This is a genomic window from Methylobacter sp. Wu8 (genome assembly GCF_036440755.1).
Classification (GTDB): Bacteria; Pseudomonadota; Gammaproteobacteria; order Methylococcales; family Methylomonadaceae; genus Methylobacter_A; species Methylobacter_A tundripaludum_A.
Map to the genome: position 1 here is coordinate 26,945 of NZ_JAZGVT010000072.1, position 21,946 is coordinate 48,890.

General features: G+C 47.5%; 19 protein-coding genes and 1 pseudogene. 14 read left to right on the plus strand and 6 right to left on the minus strand.

All coding sequences use genetic code 11. From position 1 onward, the window contains the following. Nucleotides 1-4: 4 nt before the first annotated feature. Complete coding sequence (locus V3O24_RS14980) at nt 5-367, minus strand: hypothetical protein (RefSeq protein WP_331307836.1); 363 nt, start codon at nt 365-367, stop codon at nt 5-7. Between the two features lie 99 nt (nt 368-466). Next, nucleotides 467-1,018, minus strand: a complete 552-nt coding sequence (locus V3O24_RS14985; RefSeq protein WP_331307837.1) for a Smr/MutS family protein — start codon at nt 1,016-1,018, stop codon at nt 467-469. A gap of 74 nt (nt 1,019-1,092) precedes the next feature. Between V3O24_RS14985 and surE the strand changes: the two genes are divergently transcribed. From surE to V3O24_RS15005, 4 genes and pseudogenes are all read left to right on the plus strand, one after another. Continuing rightward, nucleotides 1,093-1,848, plus strand: a complete 756-nt coding sequence (surE, locus tag V3O24_RS14990) for a 5'/3'-nucleotidase SurE (protein WP_331307838.1) — start codon at nt 1,093-1,095, stop codon at nt 1,846-1,848. After that, a complete protein-coding gene (locus V3O24_RS14995; RefSeq protein ID WP_331307839.1) occupies nt 1,845-2,507 on the plus strand; it encodes a protein-L-isoaspartate(D-aspartate) O-methyltransferase in 663 nt (220 codons plus the stop codon). The genes surE and V3O24_RS14995 overlap by 4 nt, the downstream gene beginning before the upstream one ends. A gap of 458 nt (nt 2,508-2,965) precedes the next feature. Beyond that, nucleotides 2,966-3,271 (plus strand): annotated as a pseudogene (locus V3O24_RS15000) (response regulator); the annotation flags it as partial. Between the two features lie 114 nt (nt 3,272-3,385). Then, a complete protein-coding gene (locus V3O24_RS15005) occupies nt 3,386-4,582 on the plus strand; it encodes a tetratricopeptide repeat protein (protein ID WP_258076571.1) in 1,197 nt (398 codons plus the stop codon). 264 nt (nt 4,583-4,846) lie between these two features. On the opposite strand, the gene fusA is transcribed toward V3O24_RS15005, so the two are convergent. After that, nucleotides 4,847-6,931, minus strand: a complete 2,085-nt coding sequence (gene fusA / locus V3O24_RS15010; RefSeq protein ID WP_104422962.1) for an elongation factor G — start codon at nt 6,929-6,931, stop codon at nt 4,847-4,849. Between the two features lie 819 nt (nt 6,932-7,750). Between fusA and V3O24_RS15015 the strand changes: the two genes are divergently transcribed. Further along, nucleotides 7,751-9,247 carry an HDOD domain-containing protein gene (locus V3O24_RS15015; RefSeq protein ID WP_331307840.1) on the plus strand — a complete coding sequence of 499 codons (1,497 nt, stop codon included), beginning with the start codon at nt 7,751-7,753 and terminating at the stop codon, nt 9,245-9,247. 25 nt (nt 9,248-9,272) lie between these two features. Here the strand turns inward: V3O24_RS15015 and aat are convergent, their stop codons facing one another. Continuing rightward, on the minus strand, nt 9,273-9,974 hold the full coding sequence (gene aat, locus V3O24_RS15020; protein WP_331307841.1) for a leucyl/phenylalanyl-tRNA--protein transferase: 702 nt from the start codon (nt 9,972-9,974) through the stop codon (nt 9,273-9,275). Nucleotides 9,975-10,066: 92 nt separating this feature from the next. Further along, nucleotides 10,067-11,020, minus strand: a complete 954-nt coding sequence (gene trxB, locus V3O24_RS15025) for a thioredoxin-disulfide reductase (RefSeq protein ID WP_331307842.1) — start codon at nt 11,018-11,020, stop codon at nt 10,067-10,069. A gap of 200 nt (nt 11,021-11,220) precedes the next feature. Between trxB and V3O24_RS15030 the strand changes: the two genes are divergently transcribed. The 9 genes from V3O24_RS15030 (at nt 11,221) to V3O24_RS15070 (ending at nt 20,961) form a co-directional block, all read left to right on the plus strand. Next, a complete protein-coding gene (locus V3O24_RS15030) occupies nt 11,221-13,494 on the plus strand; it encodes a DNA translocase FtsK 4TM domain-containing protein (protein ID WP_331307843.1) in 2,274 nt (757 codons plus the stop codon). A 255-nt stretch (nt 13,495-13,749) separates the two neighbouring features. Further along, nucleotides 13,750-14,139, plus strand: coding sequence for a CBS domain-containing protein (locus V3O24_RS15035; RefSeq protein WP_331307844.1), 390 nt, complete (start codon nt 13,750-13,752; stop codon nt 14,137-14,139). Nucleotides 14,140-14,327: 188 nt separating this feature from the next. After that, nucleotides 14,328-15,401 carry a heat-inducible transcriptional repressor HrcA gene (gene hrcA, locus V3O24_RS15040; protein WP_219820792.1) on the plus strand — a complete coding sequence of 358 codons (1,074 nt, stop codon included), beginning with the start codon at nt 14,328-14,330 and terminating at the stop codon, nt 15,399-15,401. 66 nt (nt 15,402-15,467) lie between these two features. Next, entirely contained in the window at nt 15,468-16,076 is a 609-nt protein-coding gene (gene grpE, locus V3O24_RS15045; RefSeq protein ID WP_104422958.1) for a nucleotide exchange factor GrpE, read from the plus strand. Between the two features lie 71 nt (nt 16,077-16,147). Beyond that, entirely contained in the window at nt 16,148-18,076 is a 1,929-nt protein-coding gene (gene dnaK, locus V3O24_RS15050; protein ID WP_331307845.1) for a molecular chaperone DnaK, read from the plus strand. A 289-nt stretch (nt 18,077-18,365) separates the two neighbouring features. After that, a complete protein-coding gene (gene dnaJ, locus V3O24_RS15055) occupies nt 18,366-19,502 on the plus strand; it encodes a molecular chaperone DnaJ (protein WP_104422956.1) in 1,137 nt (378 codons plus the stop codon). 3 nt (nt 19,503-19,505) lie between these two features. Continuing rightward, on the plus strand, nt 19,506-20,309 hold the full coding sequence (gene dapB / locus V3O24_RS15060; protein WP_331307847.1) for a 4-hydroxy-tetrahydrodipicolinate reductase: 804 nt from the start codon (nt 19,506-19,508) through the stop codon (nt 20,307-20,309). 203 nt (nt 20,310-20,512) lie between these two features. Continuing rightward, complete coding sequence (locus V3O24_RS15065; protein WP_104422954.1) at nt 20,513-20,773, plus strand: DUF4258 domain-containing protein; 261 nt, start codon at nt 20,513-20,515, stop codon at nt 20,771-20,773. Then, a complete protein-coding gene (locus V3O24_RS15070; RefSeq protein WP_331307848.1) occupies nt 20,770-20,961 on the plus strand; it encodes a DUF2283 domain-containing protein in 192 nt (63 codons plus the stop codon). Before V3O24_RS15065 ends, V3O24_RS15070 begins: the two co-directional genes overlap by 4 nt. Before the next feature lie 30 nt (nt 20,962-20,991). Here V3O24_RS15070 and V3O24_RS15075 read toward each other — a convergent pair whose 3' ends face one another. Next, nucleotides 20,992-21,864 (minus strand): hypothetical protein, encoded by an 873-nt coding sequence (locus V3O24_RS15075; protein ID WP_331307849.1) that lies wholly within the window; start codon nt 21,862-21,864, stop codon nt 20,992-20,994. Nucleotides 21,865-21,946 lie beyond the last annotated feature (82 nt).

A 21,946-nucleotide genomic window follows, 5' to 3' on the forward strand; every position in this document is an offset into this window, starting at 1 on the left:
GCGGTTAATGTCCCCCTTTCAGCAACAAAGGATCAATCAAAGGCGTCCCCTCAACCTCAACCCAGTTTTGACCGTAAATGCCGGGAAAGTACCAAGAGTGCGTGGTAACCACGCCGTCAAGTAAAGCGACGGCTCCGGGTACGCTTTCGATAGCCTTATCCATCGCTTCCTTGGCGCTTGGAAATCCGGTAGGGAAGATGACAAAGATATGCTTTCTATCCTCACCCTTAACCCGAGCCGGAGACCGCTTGAAATCCGCTCCTTTCGACAGATCAATGTTTTTTGACGATATAGCGGTGAAATCGATGACTCTTTGCGAGCATCCAGATAAGAGCAAGACGCTTATAATTAAAAGTATTCTGTTCATGTTATTTTACCCGTTGAGCTTAAAAATGAGACTCGAGTATAGTCTATTCCTAGCTCTTGTCCAGAGTCGACAAAAGGCGGCAATCCATGCCAAATGGCTTTACGCATCATATTTTTCCGACAGCTGGAGTAACACAAAAACCGCTCCTGTTCCGCCGTCTTTCGGTGGTGCGGAGCAAAAGGCCTGAACGTCTTTGTGTTGTCTCAGCCATAAGTTGAGATTGTTTTTTAATACGGGGTGGTTGTCCATCGAGCGATAGCCCTTGCCGTGGATGATATGCACGCAGCGGCAGCCGTCTTCTACACAGTCATGCAGAAAATGCAGCAATTGCCGTTTTGCTTCATTGCTGTTCAGGCCATGCAGGTCGATTTCGGCGTCCAGTCCAAACTGGCCTTTGCGCAGTTTTTTCAGGACGCTATGCTGCAACCCTGGCTCCGCAAAACTCAGCGAGTCTTCAATGCCTACGTTTTCAACATTAAAATCGGCCGCGCCGTTTAGGTGTTCCGCTACATTAACGGTCTGTGATTTAGGGTAGGGTTTGGGCTTGTTACCTTCTGTTAATAGCACTTTATCGCTTTTTACAGTCTGTACTTTACCGATAGTTTGACGAAATAAATCGCTGTCTTCTGGAGTAAGTTTTTTTTTTGCCACGAGAGCTGATTTTGTTGTGTATTGTTGCTAATATGATTGATTTTATAGCTTAATTAGCTTCAGGGCGATTGATAATGCATATTTTATTGAGTAATGACGACGGCTACCTGGCCGAAGGTCTTATTGCATTAGCCAATGCATTGCGCGGGCATGCCGAAATTTCGGTGGTGGCTCCCGATAGGAACCGCAGTGCAGCGAGTAATTCTTTGACGCTGGAAATGCCGTTGCGCGCCCATGCCGCGGATAACGGCTTTACCAAAGTTGACGGCACGCCGACCGATTGCGTGCATTTGGCAATAACCGGCTTGCTTGAAAATGAGCCGGACATGGTCTTTGCCGGGATTAATCATGGCTCAAATTTAGGCGACGATGTGCTTTATTCGGGTACGGTTGCGGCCGCAACCGAGGGGCGTTTTTTAGGCCTGCCTGCCGTTGCCATTTCGTTGGTCGGGAGCAACCCTCGGCATTTTGATACCGCCGCACATGTTGCGGTAACGCTGTTACGGCAATTGATTGCTAATCCCTTGCCGCGAGACACTATTCTTAATGTCAATGTGCCGGATGTCGCTATTAAAGATTTAAAGGGTTATCAGGCAACCCGGTTGGGGCAGCGGCATAAGTCGGAACCGGTCGTCAAAAGCGAAGATCCTCGCGGCCGGATGATCTATTGGGTAGGGCCGCCAGGGGGGGAGCAGGATGCAGGTCCCGGAACTGATTTTTACGCCATTAATGCGGGCTTCGTATCGGTTACGCCGTTACAGGTGGACTTGACGCGGTATGAGCGGATCAATGATTTAAAAGTGTGGCTGCCCAAGGAGCATGATTTATGATTCAAAGCCTGCAAGGAATAGGCATGACCTCTTTGCGCACCCGTGAGCGTATGATCAACCGGTTAATCGAGCAAGGTATCAGCAGCAATAAAGTTCTGGATGTAATGCGCAATACGCCCAGGCATATTTTTATGGATGAGGCTTTAGCCAGCCGGGCTTATGAAGATACCGCGCTGCCGATCGGTTACAACCAGACGATTTCCCAACCTTATATCGTCGCAAAAATGACCGAACTGCTGTTGGCGTCGTCAGGCCGGTTAACCAGAGTATTGGAAATAGGGACCGGCTGCGGCTACCAAACGGCAATTCTGGCGCAGCTGGTCGATCATGTTTATTCCGTTGAAAGAATCGCCCCGTTACAGAAAAAAGCCAAAGACCGTCTATGGGATTTGAAGCTCAAGAATGTCAGTTTTCTGCACAGTGATGGCGGGTGGGGGTGGCCGGACCATGCGCCGTATGATGGTATTTTAGTGGCCGCTGCGCCACCTGAAATACCGGAAATGCTGTTGCAGCAAATGGCTGTCGACAGTGTGATGGTTATCCCGATTGGTAAGGGAGGCAGTCAACGATTACAGCGAGTAACGCGGACGGAAAACGGTTATGAAGTTGAGAAGCTGGAGCCGGTTGTCTTTGTGCCTTTCTTATCAGGAAGAAAATAAATGTGTTTGTAAGCCGACTGACAAAATCTTGCGATTAGCCCAAATATCGGCATATCGCTAAGCATTCGAGTGCGATAAGTTTAGCGGAATCCTTGGTTTTCCCGATGTCGTCAGATGTCAGGTCGGCGGCTATAGATTATTCCGGTTCGATAAAGCCTTTCGTTTTGTGCTGTTGGCCGCGATAACGTCGGTTTTTCAGCGTGAGCTATCAAAAGTAGCCGCCCCACTTATTGTCTAGGCTAGGCGAAGCCCAGATTCCTGGTCTCGTCCTGAGATGTACTATTTAACTGTCAAAATCTTTAATTACAGCAGTGACATAAAAGGCTGCGTAAATATGTGCTACGGTTTGTATTTTTAATCTTTTGAAGTTATTGATGACGGTTTTCGCGTTATTTTTGCAATGAAGTCGGCAATTATAAGATTTTCCATATGCCAATTTAAGGTTAATATCGGTTTTTATGAAATTTGACTCAAAAAAGATTCTGGTGGTCGAAGATCAGGCGATCATACGGGAAACCATTAAGCACATACTGTATTCGTTGGGGGCGCGGCATATCGTTGAAGCGGGAACCGGCATTAACGGAATCGTTGAAATGAGGCGCAGCCAATTCGATATTGTCCTCTGCGACTATAATCTTGGCGACGGGAAAAATGGTCAACAGGTTCTCGAAGAAGCCAAGCATTTTAAGTTGTTGCCGTTTAATGCCATTTTCATAATGATTACCGTTGAACACAGCAAGAGCATGGTGCTTAGCGCTCTCGACTGCAAGCCCGATGATTATCTGATAAAGCCTTTTAACCGGTTGCAATTGTCAACCCGGATCGAACGATGTATTACCCGCAAGGAATATCTTGTCAGTATCGAACGCGAAATAGACATGGGCAATATTTACCAGGCGATACAAAACTGTGAAAAACTACTTCAGCAAAGCAATAAAAAAACGCACTTACATGTATTAAAAATACGTGCTGAACTAGCGCTTTTAATCAGGGATTTTAAGTCGGCCAAAAGAGTTTACCAGGAAATACTGCAAGAAAGAGACTTGCCCTGGGCTAAGTTGGGTTTGATTATTATCATTTTCTTGGATGGTAATTATACGCAGGCTGTAGAGTCTCTTAAGCAGTTCATTCAGGAATATCCTATGATGTTGGAAGCTTATGACTGGCTGGCGAAGGCGTATGAAGCTTTGGGAGATGATCAGGAAGCATTGGCCGCGCTTAACCGGGCGATTGATATTTCACCTCAAACTATCTTAAGGCAGCAGCGGCTGGCCTCCTTAGCCGATAAGATTGAAAATATCGAAGTTGCAAAAAAAGCCTATAAAGCCGCTGTTAATTTAGGTAAGCATTCTGTTTATGGCTCATCCAATGATTTTTCGGGTTTGGCTAAAGCTCATTTAAAGTCCAACTCAGCCGGTGATGCGCTAAAAATATTGAATGAGATGAACAAGAGTTTTTTTAATGATCCCGACTCAAGGCTTAGGGCGGCCATATTGGAAATCGAGATCCAAAAAGCAAAGAATAACGGCGTAGTGGCGCAGAAGCCTTATGAAAAAGCATTTAAATTACATGAGCAATTCGGTAAACAAATATCCAGAGAATTGCGTTTGGAAATGGCGCAAATCAGTCATCTGAGCGGGGCCGGTGAAATTGCGGATGAAATTCTTGAAGATTTAATTAAAACTAACATTGATGATAAGCCTTTTATTGCAGACATCGACAAAATGTGCAGTACAGTTATCGGCGATAATTATGGGGGAAAATTGGTCGCCCGGATAAAGCAGGAATTAGTTGATATTAATAATCAGGGCGTCAAATTATTTAAGGAAGGTAAGATTAAAGAGGCTCTTGCTATTTTTGAAGATGCTATCGAAAAAATGCCTAATAACCAGACAATCACGTTAAATATGCTGAAAGTCATTATTCATGATTTGAAAACATCCAAACCTGATCCTAAAAAATCCATGCAGGCCCAGTCCTACATTAATAAAGCCATTCAGATAGGCATTGCCCATGACCAAATTGGCAGTATCCAACTGGAGCTGGATAATCTGCAGTACACTCCATCAAGCTAAAAAACAAGGTTAGCGACAAAGAGCCGGAGCAAGCTTTGCAGTTCGAAAGACATTCGTAGAATGAATGGCAAATTCATCTTAATGCTTTAATTTTATAAGAAATTACAGTGCGCATCGATCTTTCGGATAACTCGGCGGCGGGGGTATATTTTGCCTGTATTGGCTGTGAATGCGGCAAATACAATGTTGGGGGGATTGCGGAGTGAACGGGTCCGATGGGGAGGGCGTAACCGGGCGGACAAGCCGCCCGGCGTAGCTTTCAACTTATTTCTTTTTATTGCGTTCGTTTACTTCTTTGATAACTTCGTCCGCCACGTTTTTCGGGCACGGTAAATAGTGCGAGAATTCCATAGAGAATTGGCCGCGGCCAGAAGTCATAGTGCGTAAGTCGCCGATGTAGCCGAACATTTCGCTCAGTGGTACATCTGACTTAATACGAACACCGGTTGCGCCTGCATCCTGAGACTTGATCATACCGCGGCGACGGTTAAGGTCACCGATAACATCACCCACATGATCAGCTGGCGTAAAAGTATCAACTTTCATGATTGGCTCGATCAATTGCGGACCCGCTTTGGGGATCGATTGACGGAAAGCCGCTTTCGCCGCAATTTCAAACGCAATCGCAGATGAGTCAACCGCGTGGAAAGCACCGTCGGTTAAGATGACTTTAAAGTCCAAGCAAGGGAATCCGGCCAGAACGCCTTTATCCAGCATGCTTTTAAAGCCTTTTTCAACGGCAGGCCAGTATTCGCGCGGCACGTTACCGCCGGTAACCGCTGATTCAAACACAAAACCGCTGCCTGGCTCGCCTGGCTCGATGATGTAGTTGATCTTGCCGTATTGACCTGAACCACCTGATTGTTTCTTGTGGGTGTATTCGTCTTCAACCGGCTTGGTGATGGTTTCGCGGTAAGCCACTTGAGGTTTACCGACGATAACGTCAACGCCGTGAGTACGTTTCAAGATATCAACTTTAATATCAAGATGCAACTCGCCCATGCCTTTAAGAATGGTTTCGCCGCTGTCTTCATCGGTTTCAACGTGGAAAGACGGATCTTCCTGAATCATTTTGCCCAGCGCGATACCCATTTTTTCGGAAGCCGCTTTGTCTTTCGGTGAAATCGCCAGTGAGATAACGGGATCAGGGAAGACCATCGGTTCCAATGTTGCGGGGAACTTAGGATCGCACAGCGTATGACCGGTTTGCACGTTTTTCATGCCCAATACCGCAACAATATCGCCCGCTTGAGCCGAATCAAGTTCATTACGGGTATCGGCATGCATTTCCACAATACGGCCGATACGCTCGGTTTTGCCGGTAAAGGTATTCAGTACGGAAGTGCCTTTTTCCAGTTTGCCGGAGTAGATACGCAAGAAAGTTAAGGCGCCAAAGCGGTCGTCCATAATCTTAAATGCCAGCGCGCGCAGCGGTTTGTCCGCATCAACGATAGCAAAGGTGCCTGTTGGGTTGCCTTCCAGATCGACTTCCGGCTGGGGTTTAACTTCTGTCGGGCAAGGCAGGTAATCGATAACCGCATCAAGCACCAACTGTACGCCTTTGTTTTTGAAAGACGAGCCGCAGTAAGTTGGGAAGAAATCCAGGTTAATCGTACCTTTGCGGATACAACGCTTAATGGTGTCAATATCAGGTTCTTCGCCTTCAAGATATTTTTCCATTACGTCGTCATATTGATCGGCAACTTGGTCAATCATTTTTTCGCGCCATTTTTCGGCATCCGCCACCATGTCGGCAGGGATGTCTTTGATTTCGTAGTTCATTGGGTCGCCGGAATCATCCCATATCCAGGCTTTACGGGTCAGCAGGTCGACGACGCCGGAGAATTGGTCTTCAGTGCCGATAGGCAGAGTCATAACCAACGGCACGGCGCCGAGTACGTCTTCAACTTGCTTAACCACGCGATAGAAGTCGGCGCCGATGCGATCCAGTTTATTGATGTAGATAACTCGCGATACTTCAGAATCGTTAGCATAACGCCAGTTGGTTTCCGATTGGGGTTCTACGCCGCCTGAACCGCAGAAAACGCCGATACCGCCGTCAAGAACTTTCAGTGAGCGATATACTTCGATAGTAAAGTCAACGTGTCCAGGGGTGTCGATGATATTGAAACGATGGTCTTTCCAGAAACAAGTTGTCGCAGCGGACTGAATGGTGATGCCGCGCTCCTGCTCCTGTTCCATGAAGTCTGTGGTTGCCGCGCCATCGTGTACTTCACCGATTTTGTGGATTTTACCGGTAAGCTTTAAAATCCGCTCGGTAGTCGTTGTTTTACCGGCATCGACGTGAGCGAAGATGCCGATATTTCTGTAATGCGCTAAATCTGTCATGTTTTTACTCTAAAGTTGGGCATAAAAAACTTTTTTGGTGACCGCTCTCGGTAAACGTTCAAATAATGAGTGTTCACTGAGGACTCGTACCGGGGCAGTGGGCTACATACCATAACCGCAGTCACACAACCTAAGACCGCGGTGGCGGTAGCCATCGGAATGGATGAAATGCGTCGGATACATGCAGGTAGCTCAAAGCCGAGTGAGGTGCATTTATTGGGGTCACCATCGCTGCTCACTCGTCCAGCTTCGAAAGTCGGCTATTTTAACCTAAAAAACTTTGTAAAAACATAGAAAACCCATGTGTTGTATTGTTGTAATACCAAAATGGCCGTATCTGTTTGCTTATTTAATGTCAATATACTGAAAAAGGGCAAGCCCGAAAGCTTGGCGGCACAGTCCCCAATGTTTTTAGATGCGTGAGGACAGCTTGTCCGATGTCTGTATATTATGTGGCAATAGTTCTGGCATTGTTGAGCATCAAGGGTAGGTATAGGATATTATTTGACGTTTGAACTAAAGTCATCAGGGTATCGAGCTAATGTTTAACAACGCTTTGGCGCGATGTTGCATAAAACCGGGGCAAATTTTATCTGTCTTGCATCTATCGCTAATCCGCCGTCAAAACGGCGCATATTGATACGAAGTTGTTGGAGATCAAAGAAATTGTGATCATGTCTATTTCCGCCATCACCAGAAAAGATTTTTTGAAGGCGCCAGCAACCAACTCGTTATGAAACATAATTCAAATTGTATCTTTGCCGGCAGGGGTAGATGTCGCCCATCTTGGCAGGGCTTAAAAGTATTACAGGTGAACAAATGACATCAAAGAACGACCTTCTAAGTCTCGAAAAAATGGAAATGGCCTTGGAAGTGGTTCCTCCCAAAATCATATCGGAACCTCTTACTCTTAATGAGTGGACGCATGTGCTGTGTACGGAAGAAATGCCGATATTTTCCAATACGGCGCTCAGCATCCATGATATTTTGAGCGATGATAGAAAAGGCGCTATGGAGCTGGCCTCTGTTATTTTGCAGGACCCGAATCTGACGGTTAAATTACTAAAAATCAGCAACACCCCCCATTACAATCCAACGCGTCAGAAAATGGTTACCGTGTCACGAGCCATTATTATGATCGGTTCCGAGGTGATTCGCGAACTAACGCTGGTTTGCTCCTTTTTGGAATCCATTCTGTCCGCGACTAACAGGCGCCAGGCTAATGAAGAAATCGCCCAAGCTATTCATGCTGCGGTACACGCAAAGTCTATAGCGCTTGCGACCAACGATTCATCGCCGGAAGAAGTTTTTATTGCCACGTTGCTTAACCATATTGGCAGGATCTCTTTTTGGTGCTTTTGCGGAGAACAGGGAGAGCGCATTCAAGCTTTGATAAATAAAGGAAATTGCAGCCATGAAGCAGCGGAAAAGAAGGTGCTCGGGTTTACATTGGCAGAGCTGGGCGTTTCTTTAAGCAAGGCCTGGAAATTAGGCGGTTTGATTGAAGAAGCGATTAAGCCGGGCGTTTTGTCCAAGAAACCCAGGGTTGAATTAGTCGAATTAGGATATGAAATCACCGAGGCATTGAAAGAGGGTGCAGGTTCAAGAAAATATCAGACTTGTGTCAGGAAAATTGAGACGCTTACCCATCAATCCAAAAAAGTTATCAATGAAAAGCTGCAAAACAACACCAGTGTTGCGGCTGATATAGCCTGTCAATTTGGGGCTACTGACGCTTCTATGCTCATTCAAAGCCGCCTCAATCAATTTGTTGGCTTGGACGAATTGTCGCCGGTTATTGATAAAAAACAGCTGCAACTTCAGATCTCGCAGGACATTACCTCAATAATAAGCGATCGGATTGACATTAATCTGTTACTGGAAACGGCGCTTGAGGGGATCCACCGGGGTATCGGCATGGATCGGACTATTTTTTCTTTGTTGGTTGCCGACAAGCAGTCTCTTAGAGAAAGGCTGTCTTTGGGCTGGCGTAAAGAAACCTATGAGCACAAGGTCGTTTTCAATATTTCAGAAACGCCGCCCAATCTCTTTTTTCATGCGCTGTCCGGTACCCAGGCTTTTTGGGCTAAACCTTCGGTTAATTCCAAGTTATACACACTCAGGGATATTAATGTGATTGGAAAAAACGAATGTTTCATTATGCCGATTTTTTCCAACAAAATGCCGATCGGCTTAATTTATGCCGATCGCGGGATTAATGAGCAGCCGTTAACTGAAGAAGATTTTAATGCCTTTAGATATTTTTCCCAGCAGGCGAACATAGGTCTGACCATCTATCGGATACAACGCAGTTAACCGGGACAAGAGCCGGGCGGCAGTCTCATTCATCTAACCTTTGCCAGGCAGACGGCGCGGCCGGAGCGTCGCAGTATCGATCGAGTAAGACGGTAAAATAATTCCGGTCAATCTCCTCGGCGCCGAAACTTTCCAGGTGCCTTGTATGCACTTGGCAGTCTATCAATTGGTAGCCCCAGGACACAAGCTGTTTAACCAAGGTGGCGAAGGCCGCCTTGGAAGCGTCGGTTCTGGTGTGAAACATGGATTCGCCAAAGAAAACCCGGCCCAGTGCAATGCCGTATAACCCGCCAACCAGTTCATCGTCAAGCCAGGTTTCAACCGAATGGGCAAACCCGGCTTGGTGCAGTTGCTTATAAGCCGCTTTGATTTCCGGCGTTATCCAGGTGCCGGCAGCATCTTTGCGGGGATCTGCGCAAGCCGCAATAACGTCATTAAAAGCCTGGTCGATGGTTACGGTAAAAATATTTTTACGCAGGGTTTTGCTTAAACTGCGGGAAATAACCAGTTTATTCGGAAACAAAACCAAGCGGGGATCGGGCGACCACCACAAGATCGGTTCGCCGGGGTTGTACCAGGGAAATATTCCGTGCCGATAGGCGTTCAACAGCCGGCTTTGGGACAGGCAGCCGCCGACGGCAAGCAAGCCGTCCGGTTCGCGGAGGGCTCTATTTGTCGAGGGAAAATCTTGTTCGGGGTTATTCGGATCGAGAACAGTCAGTTGCATTTTTGAAAGGCGAAAGGCGAAAGGCGCAGGGCGAAAAAAGACAGCTCTGCGTTGGAGCGCGGTTTATTCGCCTTTAGCCCTTTGTCTTTCGCCTAATTTAATTCATCAAGAAATTTTTCCGCATCCAGCGCCGCCATACAGCCTGCGCCCGCCGAAGTAATGGCCTGTTTGTAAACGGAATCCATCACATCGCCCGCAGCAAATACGCCTTCAACGCTGGTTGCAGTCGCGTTTCCGTGGATGCCGCTTTTGACTTTAACGTAGCCGTGCTCCATCTCCAGTTGCCCTTCAAAAATACCGGTGTTGGGCGTGTGACCGATAGCGATAAACACGCCATGCACATCCAGTTCCTTGGTCGAACCGTCCTGGGTGTTTTTGATTCTGAGGCCGGTAACGCCCATGTCGTCGCCCAGTACTTCATCCAGTTGGTGATTCCATTCGATCACGACATTGCCGTTTTGCGATTTTTCGATCAGCTTGTCGGCGAGGATTTTCTCGGAACGGAACCTGTCGCGGCGATGCACGACAATGACCTTCGAGGCGATATTGGCTAAATAAAGCGCCTCTTCAACAGCCGTATTGCCGCCGCCGATGACCGCAACGGGTTTGTTCCGGTAGAAAAAGCCGTCGCAGGTGGCGCAAGCCGAAACGCCCTTGCCTTTGAAAGCTTCCTCGGATTCCAGCCCCAAATAACGTGCCGAAGCGCCGGTTGCAATAATCAGCGCGTCACAGGTATAAGCGCCTGAATCGCCGGTTAACGTAAATGGGCGAGCCGACAAGTCAGCCGAGTGTATGTGATCGAAAATGATCTCGGTATTGAAGCGTTCGGCGTGTTTAAGCATTCTTTCCATCAGGGCAGGCCCTTGCAGGCCTTCAACATCGCCGGGCCAGTTATCCACTTCGGTCGTCGTCGTCAGCTGACCGCCTTGTTGCATGCCGGTAATGATAACCGGATTCAGGTTGGCTCGTGCGGCATAGATTGCGGCAGTATAGCCGGCGGGGCCGGAACCGAGAATCAAAAGGCGGCAATGTCTGGAATCACTCATTAAAAAATCCTTTGCAGGGGCAAGACAAAGAATTAATTATGAAGACGAAAGCGGGTTTCGTAAACTGTTTTATCGGCATAGACCGAGGTTAATTATAGAAATGCGAGCTGAGGTTTATTGCGGATATTATTAATGCTATACCTGTCATTATTGATCTATAATCATGTTTTGTTAGTAATTTATGTGACGAGTTGTTGAATATGGCTGCTGTGATGGAAGAAAAACCCTTTCGCGGTTTGCGAGAAGTTGCTTTATTAGGCTTCATCGCAGGCGCATTATTTTTTTTAATTTCGCTGATCACGTTTAGTAACGAGGATGCGGGTTGGACGCATAGCGGATCAGTACAGACAGTCTCTAATGCTTGCGGTGTTTTTGGTGCATGGATCGCTGATTTTATGCTCAGCTGTTTCGGCTTGGCCGCTTATCTGTTTCCGGTCATTATTTTCTGGCAAGGTTATTTGATCTACACTCAAGGCAGACAAGGTCGGGAAAAAATGGTTGTCGTGCTGCAATGGATAGGTTCTATAGCGACCATTGTTTCAGGTGCTGCGTTATTGAATTTGTATCTGTTGAGAATTGGTATTGAACTGCCCAGCAACACCGGAGGTATTTTAGGTCAGGAAACTGGTAATGCATTGCTGGTAGTCCTCGGCAATTCGGGGGCGACTTTATTTTTATTGGTGGTTTTGTTGGCCGGAGTCACCTTGGTTACCGGAGTGTCATGGATCGCGTTAATCGATGCTATCGGCAAATATACGGTATGTATATGCCGTTTTTTTTGCAGCAGCGTTCTGGGCTTATTGCAGGATCGTTCAGCCAAGCGCGCTCAGATGCCGGTCAATAATCCTGTAAAATCGGAACCTAAGAGAAAGGTCAGCGCCAAAGCTATATCAATTATCGAAAAACCGGTAGAGAAACTGGCAAAAAACAATCCATCGCCCAAAAAACAGCCAGCCGTTAAATATGACGCCAGCCAGGGGGTTTTGCCTTCCTTGGAGTTATTGGATCATCGCGACACCCGTGTTATCGGTTATTCGCAAGCCGATTTGGAAGAAATGTCGCGCTTGGTGGAAGATATTCTGGCCGATTTTAACGTCGTCGTCTCCGTGGTCGGCTTTCATCCCGGCCCTGTTATCACCCGTTTTGAATTACAGCCTGCGGCAGGGGTTAAAGTCAGTCGAATCAGTACGCTGTCTAAAGATTTGGCCAGAGCTCTATCGGTGACCAGCGTGCGTATCGTTGAAATCATCCCCGGTAAATCCGTAGTCGGTCTTGAAATTCCCAATCGTGAGCGGGAAATGGTGACCTTGCGCGAGTTATTGGTGTCGGCACCGTTTGAAAAGTCCAAATCCCTGCTGACGCTGGCGATGGGCAAGGATATTTCCGGTACGCCGATGGTTGCCGATCTCGGCAAAATGCCCCATGCATTGGTCGCAGGCACCACGGGTTCCGGTAAATCGGTCGCCATCAATACGATGATTCTGAGCCTGCTTTATAAAGCGACGCCGGAACAGGTGCGCTTGATCATGATAGACCCGAAGATGCTGGAATTATCGGTATATGAAGGTATTCCGCATTTGTTGACGCCCGTCGTGACCGACATGAAGGAAGCCAGCAACGCGTTACGCTGGGCGGTTGCCGAAATGGAAAGGCGCTATAAATTGATGTCCAAAATGGGCGTCAGGAACCTTGCCGGATTTAATCAACTGGTAGAAGACGCGACCGCACGAGGCGAGACTATCAGGGATCCGATGTTTCAAATGATCAGCCCGTTGGAAGAAGGCGAAGAATATCCGACCTTAAGCACCCTGCCCAGCATCGTCATCGTCATCGACGAGCTGGCCGACATGATGATGATTGTCGGCAAAAAAGTTGAAGAGCTGATCGCCCGTCTGGCGCAAAAAGCCCGTGCGGCCGGTATCCATTTGATTTTGGCCACGCAGCGCCCGTCGGTCGACGTATTGACCGGACTGATCAAAGCCAACGTGCCGACCCGGATTTCATTCCAGGTGTCGTCACGCATCGACTCGCGCACCATTCTCGATCAAGGCGGCGCGGAAACCCTGCTGGGCAACGGCGACATGCTGTTCTTACCTTCAGGCACCAGCATTCCGATCCGTGCTCACGGCGCTTTTGTCGATGATCATGAAGTGCATCGCGTGGTTGAGTTCTTAAAACAAACCGCGCCGCCTAATTATCTGGAAGACATCACCCGGGAACCTTCCGATTCCAGTGATGGTTATAGCATGGGTGGCGGTAATGGCGATGCCGAAAGCGACGCCTTGTATGACGAAGCCGTGCAGTTTGTCACGGAAAGCCGTAAAGCTTCCATATCGAGTGTGCAACGGCGGTTCAAAGTTGGCTATAACCGCGCGGCAACCATGATTGAAGCTATGGAGGCGGCCGGCGTAGTAAGTCCTGCGGAAAGCAATGGCTCGAGAGTTGTACTGGCGCCGCCGCCAGTACGAGATTAACAATAAATTTTGCGTGTGGGGAGTTGATATGGTGCTTATGATGGCGGATTCTCCCCAGCGTCATCGTCAGTGCGTTCTCCTTGGCAATCAATGCCCGTCAGGTCGGCGTTTCTTTGGGCGCGGGTATTTTTCAACGGATTGCATTGGACTAAGGTGTAAAACCGGTGTAATCATGCTGGGTATTAGATGAAACGGTATTATACGGCAGGTCGGATGCGTTGCGGCTTTCTGGTTTTATGTTAGGCATTAATGTTTATGGATAGACCAATATCATTATTAATGAATAGACATATCACGACAGTAGATATGAGCGAGACTATTGATATGGTTGAAAAAAAGATGGATGCAAACAAGTTATCGTGTTGTGCGCTCGTTGTTGATTCGAAGCAACGTTGCTTTGGTGTTATCACTTATCCGGATATTGTGCATTTTTATGAAAAGGGGAAAAATCCCAAAGCTGAACATGCTTGGGAATTGTGCACGCATAAAGTCATCGCTGTAAGTCCTGATACATCCGCCAGAGAAACAGCCACATTAATGTTAGAACACAAAATTCATCACATTGTCATACTGGAAAACCAGCTCATAAAAGGCGTCGTTTCATCAATGGATTTTGTAAGAGAGTATTTGAAGCAAAACACTTAGCCTGTCGTTTTACAATGTTTTGGTTGGGTAAAAATAAAATCGGCGGGAAAGATGAGCGGATGGTTTTGATATGACGCGACTGGCATATCAAGGAAATATAAACATTAACCGGTTTTTAGGTTTATTGACAATAGGTTGATGAGCTGATAATTTGCCTCGCTGGCACTCATGTTAATGGAGTGCTAAACATGGTCGCAGAGGTAAGTGTGGGTAATACGCAAGTTTTAAATGAGCGGTCGCTACAGCTTTTAAAAACGCTGGTCGAGCGTTACATCAGTGATGGTCAGCCTGTCGGTTCGCGGGCTTTGGCAAAAGATTCGGATTTAAATTTAAGTCCGGCAACGATTCGCAATGTGATGGCCGACCTGGAAGATCTGGGGCTGGTGCATTCACCGCATACTTCGGCAGGGCGGGTGCCCACGGTTAGCGGCTACCGTTTGTTTGTCGATACCTTGTTGACGGTTAAGCCGCTGGAATCGAAAGATTTAACTCGGTTGCATCAGGGCTTGTCGGTAAGCGATGACAGCAATGATATGATCGGCGTCGCATCGAGACTGCTGTCGGAATTAACGCAGATGGCCGGGGTGGTGACCTTGCCTAAAAGAGAGCTGGTGTGCTTGCGGCATATCGAGTTCCTGCCTTTATCTCATACCCGCGTGTTGGTTATTTTCGTTACCAACGAGCAGGAAGTTCACAATAAAATCATCCATACCTCCAAAGTATTCAGTTCCGCCGAATTACAGCAAGCGGCCAATTATTTAAACTCGATTTATTCCGGCCGTAGTCTGAATGCGGTGCGCAAAGCCGTTTTAAAGGACTTGCAAGACGATCAGGAGCGCATGAACCAGGGCATGTTGGATGCGGTAAAAATGGCGCAATTGGCGTTCGATCGGGACAATAAAAAAGACGATTATGTGCTGACCGGCGAAACCAATTTAATGGGGTTTTCCGAATTGTCGGATATGGAACGGCTAAAAGGGCTGTTTGAAGCATTCAGCCAAAAGCAGGGCGTTATTCATTTGTTGGATCAGTGCATGAAAGCCGAGGGTGTACAGATTTTTATCGGCGAAGAATCCGGTTATCGGGCTTTCGATCATTGCAGTCTGGTGACCTCGTCGTATTCGGTCAGCGATGAAGTGGTCGGTGTTCTGGGCGTGATCGGGCCGACGCGCATGGCCTACGAGAAAATCATTCCTTTTGTCGATGTGACGGCGAAATTGTTGGGGGCCGCCTTGAATCCGAAATCAACGACCCCACTATAAATAATATCCATTTTCTTGTGCCGTCCGGCATGGGTATTAATTTTAAATATTAAGGAGCTATGAATAATGAGTACTGATCAGGAAGCGCCTGGATCTCAGGTTAAAACTGAAAGCGAAACGGTTGCAGAACCGCATACCGAATTAGCCGAGCACGAGCCTGCTATTGAAGAGTTACAGCAGGCATTGGCCCAGGCTGAGCAAAAAGCGCAGGAGAACTGGGACAAAGCGGTTCGCGCGCAGGCGGAGATGGAGAACCTGAAAAGAAGAACGCAAAAGGATTTGGAAGACGCACATAAATTCGCTCTAACGGGTTTTGCCAAGGAATTATTGCCCGTATTAGACAGTCTGGTGTTGGGATTACAGGCGGCAACAGGCGATAGCGAGGAAGTGAAAAAATTCCGCGAAGGCAGCGAATTAACGATTAAACAGTTCGAATCAGTATTTGCAAAATTCAAAATTGAAACGATAGATCCGATCGGCCAGCCTTTTAACGCCGAGTTGCATCAGGCCATGGCCATGCAGGCGGTGGAAGGCGCCGAGCCGAATACGGTGGTTAACGTTTTTCAAAAAGGCTATACGTTGAACGGACGTTTGCTCCGTCCCGCGATGGTCTTGGTTGCCAAAGCAGCCGAAAAAAAGCCGGCGGATATTCCCAGCATCGATGAACAGGCTTGAAATCAAATAAAGCAGCCTTATATCTGTAACAACTTTTACTTTTTTAAATAAATTCAAGTCTGGAGAACTCAATGGCTAAAATAATCGGCATAGATCTAGGAACAACAAACTCGTGCGTTGCGGTGTTGGAAAACGGCGTCGCAAGAGTGATTGAAAACAGCGAAGGAGCGCGTACTACACCTTCCATTATCGCTTTTACCAGTGACGATGAAGTATTGGTAGGGCAGTCGGCAAAACGTCAGGCGGTTACCAACCCGAAAAATACCGTATTTGCGATCAAACGTTTGATCGGCCGTCGTTTTAAAGACGATGTGGTGCAAAAAGACATCAAAATGGTGCCTTATAAAATCGTCGAAGCCGAAAACGGCGATGCCTGGGTTGAAGTGCATGGCAAAAAAATGGCGGCTCCCGAAGTTTCGGCGCGCGTCTTGATGAAACTGAAAAAAGATGCCGAAGCCTATTTGGGCGAAGAAGTCACCGAAGCGGTTATTACCGTACCGGCTTATTTTAACGACTCGCAACGTCAGGCGACTAAAGACGCCGGCCGTATCGCCGGACTTGAAGTTAAACGTATCATCAATGAGCCGACCGCATCCGCATTGGCTTTCGGTATGGACAAACCTAAAGGCGACACCAAAATCGCGGTCTATGACTTAGGCGGCGGTACGTTCGATATTTCGATCATTGAAATCGCCGAAATAGATGGCGAGCACCAATTCGAAGTGTTATCGACCAACGGCGATACCTTTCTGGGCGGTGAAGATTTCGATTCAAGAGTCATTGAATTTCTTGCGTCGGAATTCAAAAAGGAAAGCGGTGTAGACCTGCATAACGATCCATTGGCCTTACAGCGTTTAAAAGAAGCGGCGGAAAAAGCCAAGATCGAATTGTCTTCAAGCCAGCAAACCGATGTGAACTTGCCTTACATTACTGCGGACGCATCAGGTCCTAAACATTTGAACGTTAAGTTGACACGCGCCAAGCTGGAGTCGCTGGTTGAAGAGCTGATTAATCGCACTAAAGGCCCATGCGAAATGGCCTTGAAAGACGCGAAGTTATCCGCATCGGATATTAACGACGTGATTTTGGTCGGCGGTCAAACCCGTATGCCGAAAGTTCAGGAAATGGTTAAAGCCATTTTCGGCAAAGAGCCGCGCAAAGACGTTAACCCCGATGAGGCGGTGGCTTTGGGCGCGGCTATCCAGGCGGGCGTTCTGGGTGGTGAAGTTAAAGACGTGTTGCTGTTGGACGTTATCCCTTTATCGCTGGGTATCGAAACAATGGGCGGCGTAATGACCAAGCTGATCGAGAAAAACACCACGATCCCAACCAATGCATCGCAGGTTTTCTCTACCGCGGACGACAATCAAACGGCAGTAACCGTTCACGTACTGCAAGGCGAGCGTGAAGTCGCATCGGCGAATAAATCGTTGGGTCGTTTTGACCTGTCCGATATTCCGCCCGCACCGCGCGGCGTGCCGCAAATTGAAGTCGCATTCGACATCGATGCCAACGGTATTTTGAACGTGTCGGCCAAAGACAAGGCGACCAGCAAAAAACAATCGATTGTGATCAAAGCGTCCAGCGGTTTATCGGATGAAGAAGTTGAACGCATGATTAAAGATGCCGAAGCGCATGCTGACGAAGACCGCAAGCTGACCCAATTGGTGGCGGCGCGCAACCACGCCGACGGAATGATTCATGCGACTGAAAAATCATTGAAAGAACTGGGCGATCAAGTCGGCGCCGATGAAAGAACCGGCATCGAACATGCGATTGAAGCACTGAAAACTGCGGTTAAAGGTGACGATAAAGCGGAAATTGAAGCCAAAACTCATGATTTAACCGAGTTGTCAGGCAAACTGGCTGAACGTGTTTACGCACAAAAATCGGCGTCGGAAGGTGAAGCGTCAAGCTCTCATGCTTCTTCGGAGCATGCTGCGGACGACGGCGTTGTCGATGCCGAGTTTGAAGAAGTCAAAGACGACGATAAGAAGTAAAATGCAGGTATGGGGTAAAATATATCCCCTATGTATTAACTTAATGCATAAAACCACAAAGGACACGAAGTTCACGAAGAAAAAGCTTTGTGTTCTTCGTGTCCTTTTTCTGGTTTATTAATCATGGATTATTGATCAAGTAAACGAACTTTTACGTCGATGCGTAGGGCGCATTACCCCAGTGACATTGCCGTAAAGCAACATAACCGTCTTTTATCCTCTTCACGGGGTACCCGGGGCAATATCAGACAATGATAATCACCAAAATTTAACAAAAGAATATTGAACCATGGCAAAAGAAGATTTTTACAAGCTTCTCGGTGTAGACAGAAACGCCAGTGATGCAGAGATTAAGAAAAGCTATCGCAGCAAGGCGATGAAGTATCACCCGGACAGGAATAAAGACAACCAGGTAGAAGCTGAGGCCAAGTTTAAGCAGATTAAAGAAGCTTACGAAGTTTTATCGGACCCTAAAAAACGTTCCGCTTACGACCAGTTCGGCCATGCCGGAGTCGATGCATCGATGGGCGGCGGACGTGGCGCCGGCGGATTCGGCGGATTCGGAGCCGGTGAAAGTTTCAGCGATATATTCGGCGATATTTTCGGCGGAGGCAGGCAGCGGAGCAGCGTCCAGCGCGGCTCGGACCTGCGTTACAACCTGGAATTAACGCTTGAAGAAGCCGTATTCGGCACCGATGCCAAAATCCGAGTGCCGGTGCTGGTTACCTGTGGCGAGTGTAGCGGTTCAGGCGCTAAAAAAGGTTCCAGCCCTATTATCTGTTCAACCTGTCACGGCCACGGCCAAGTCAGGATGCAGCAGGGCTTCTTCTCGGTACAGCAAACCTGTCCGACCTGCCGTGGTTCCGGCAAACAGATCAAAGATCCTTGCGGCGTGTGTTACGGTCAGGGCCGGGTTCAGGAAAATAAAACCCTGTCCGCAAAAATCCCGGCAGGCGTCGATACCGGCGATCGCATACGCTTGGCCGGCGAAGGCGAAGCCGGAGAGCACGGCGGGCCGGCAGGCGATCTATACGTTCAGGTTCAGGTAAAAGACCATGAGATTTTTACTCGAGATGGCGCGAATTTATATTGCGAAGTGCCGATCAGTTTCCCCACCGCCTGTTTGGGCGGAGAGCTGGAAGTGCCGACCTTGAACGGCAAAGTGCTGTTGAAAATCCCCGCCGAAACGCAAACCGGAAAGCTGTTCAGGCTACGCGGCAAAGGCGTGAAGCCGGTCAGAGGTGGAGCCGTCGGCGATTTGTTATGTAAGGTGCAGGTTGAAACGCCGGTACATCTGACCAAAGAACAAAAAGCATTGGTTGAGCAACTCAGCGAATCCCTGTCCGGCAGCGGCAAACACCATAGCCCTCAAGAATCCTCATGGACCGATGGCGTAAAAAGCTTTTTCGACAAATTAACAGGATAAGTCATGATGCGTATTGCTGTAGTAGGTGCGTCCGGTCGCATGGGTCTTTGCTTGATCAAGGCGGCGGCGTTGGCTAAAAATGCCGAATTGGCCGTTGCGGTCTCCCGTCCCGAGAGTCTTGCGATAGGCAGGGACGCAGGCGAGCTGGCAGGCATCAGCGTCGTCGGCGTTAAAGTCGTCGATAACTTGGCGTCCGTGGTCGATCAATTCGACGTGCTGATCGATTTTACCCGCCCCGATGCGTCAATGGCTTTTATCGAGACTTGCCGCGAGGCCGGAAAAAAGATCGTCATCGGCACCACCGGCTACAGCGACGCGCAAAAAGCCCGGATCAGCGAAGCGGCTAAAGACGTGGCGATCGTGATGGCGCCCAACATGAGCGTCGGCGTCAACCTGTCGCTTAAATTGCTGGAAATGACCGCTAAAGTCATGGGCGATTACACTGATATTGAAGTGATCGAAGCCCATCACCGGCATAAAGTCGATGCGCCGTCCGGCACCGCATTGCGCATGGGCGAAGTGATAGCCGATACGCTGGGCCGGGATTTAAAAGACTGCGCGATCTACGGCAGGGAAGGCAATACCGGCGAGCGCGACCGGCTTACCATCGGCTTTTCAACCATACGCGCCGGGGACATCGTCGGCGAGCACACGGTCATGTTTGCCGACGACGGCGAGCGGGTGGAAATCACCCATAAAGCCACCAGCCGGATGACTTTCGCCAACGGCGCGGTCAGGGCGGCGGTTTGGCTGGCTGATAAGGACAGCGGTTTGTACGATATGCAGGATGTTTTGGGGCTTTCTTGAGCCTGAAAAACATTTTGTCCACGAAAAACACAAAAAGCACGAAAATTTTCAAATAGATGAATGTCGGTCGGGTTAGCGTAGCGTAACCCGACATATCGAAGCGACAAATGTCGGGCTAAACAGCATGCCTAAAGTTATTGACGCGGAAACACTGCTGCGGGTAGCATGAAAACTCACCCAGCAAATAAACAGTCGGTTAAACCGTGCATAGTCAACGCTTCAATAAAATTATTCACGTAACGGAACATGCTCAAAAACGCATGATTGAACGTGATATTTCGAAGGAATTGTTAAGTGACCTTATCGAAACAGGGCGGTTAAGCTATAAAGACGACAAGCATGCATGGATAGCAAAGTGCTATCAACATCGAACCGATAACTTACTTTGTGCCGCAGTGGTCATGGATCAAGCGATTATTGTTAAAACAGTGATGTATCACTTTAGTTTCGAGAATGAATTATGAAAACAATCTACTATCCTGAAGACGATATTTTGGAACTGCACTTTAGCGACAACCCTATCGTTAGAGAAACTACACAGGATTGGAATGTCGTTTTGTCTTACGATGCAAATAATCATCTTGTGCAGATGGTGGTATTGGAAGCCAGTGTTTCCGGGCTGCTGCCTTTGCAGGAACAGAAAGCTGCATAGTCGGTTGGTTTAGCGTAGGCCGTACCGCGGCTACTCGGCAATATTGAACTCGCGTACAATCAATGGAATTATTATTTCATGCATAGTTTCCGTTGGCTCTCCAATTATTGAAGTTATATTTACCTTATGAGGCGGCTGGATATTAGCTTTATATGGCTGTCGAGTAAGTAACTCAACTATTTTGAAAGCCTTATTTTCTGGAAGAGTTTTCAATAAATCAGATAATTTCCCTGCATCAAAATCGTAAGCTACTGCATACTCTATATCACCAACCATCCTGTTCAAGTTAATTGAAAATGTGTGGTCGTTTACTCTGACAATATGATCGACCGGTACATTGTAATCATATTGTATTACGTGACTTTTAATTCCAGCCTTGTAAAGCATCGTTCCATAATCTGGGTATAGATTTTGAGGCATAGGTGAGAAATCCTGTATTTTGTATGGAGCTAATACATTTTCTATTTCTCCCCAAAGCTCATCTGTTTTTATTAATGGGATGATGAGAATAGGGTTTATCTGATTAATGTGGAAAACAGTTAATTCATTTCCATTACATAATGCATATAAACTAGCTCTAACATCAGGATGTATAGAATAACTGTATGCTTGCTCAACGTTTTTTCCATTACGGATATTTTCTTTTGGTGATTTTGCATCTAATACGCAAGCTACGTTGTTTTTAACACTAAGAATGTAGTCTGGAAATATATTAATTTTTTGTTTTTGAGTTCCAATTAGAACGTATGGATGATTAAGAGCTTTTCCTCTCTGTATCTTATAATCCCCGTGAGATTTATAACCCAGCCTGTGCAAAATTGGCGTGATTAACTCTTCACGAACAGAATCTTCCTTGAAATCATTTGACTTCAATATATCGAATTCAAAATCTTTAAAAAGCATTATAGGCTATCACTCCTGGCAAAAAACAAAAATGAATTACAATATTAGTGAACGCTTTGTGTGAGCTGACTACTAAAAGCAT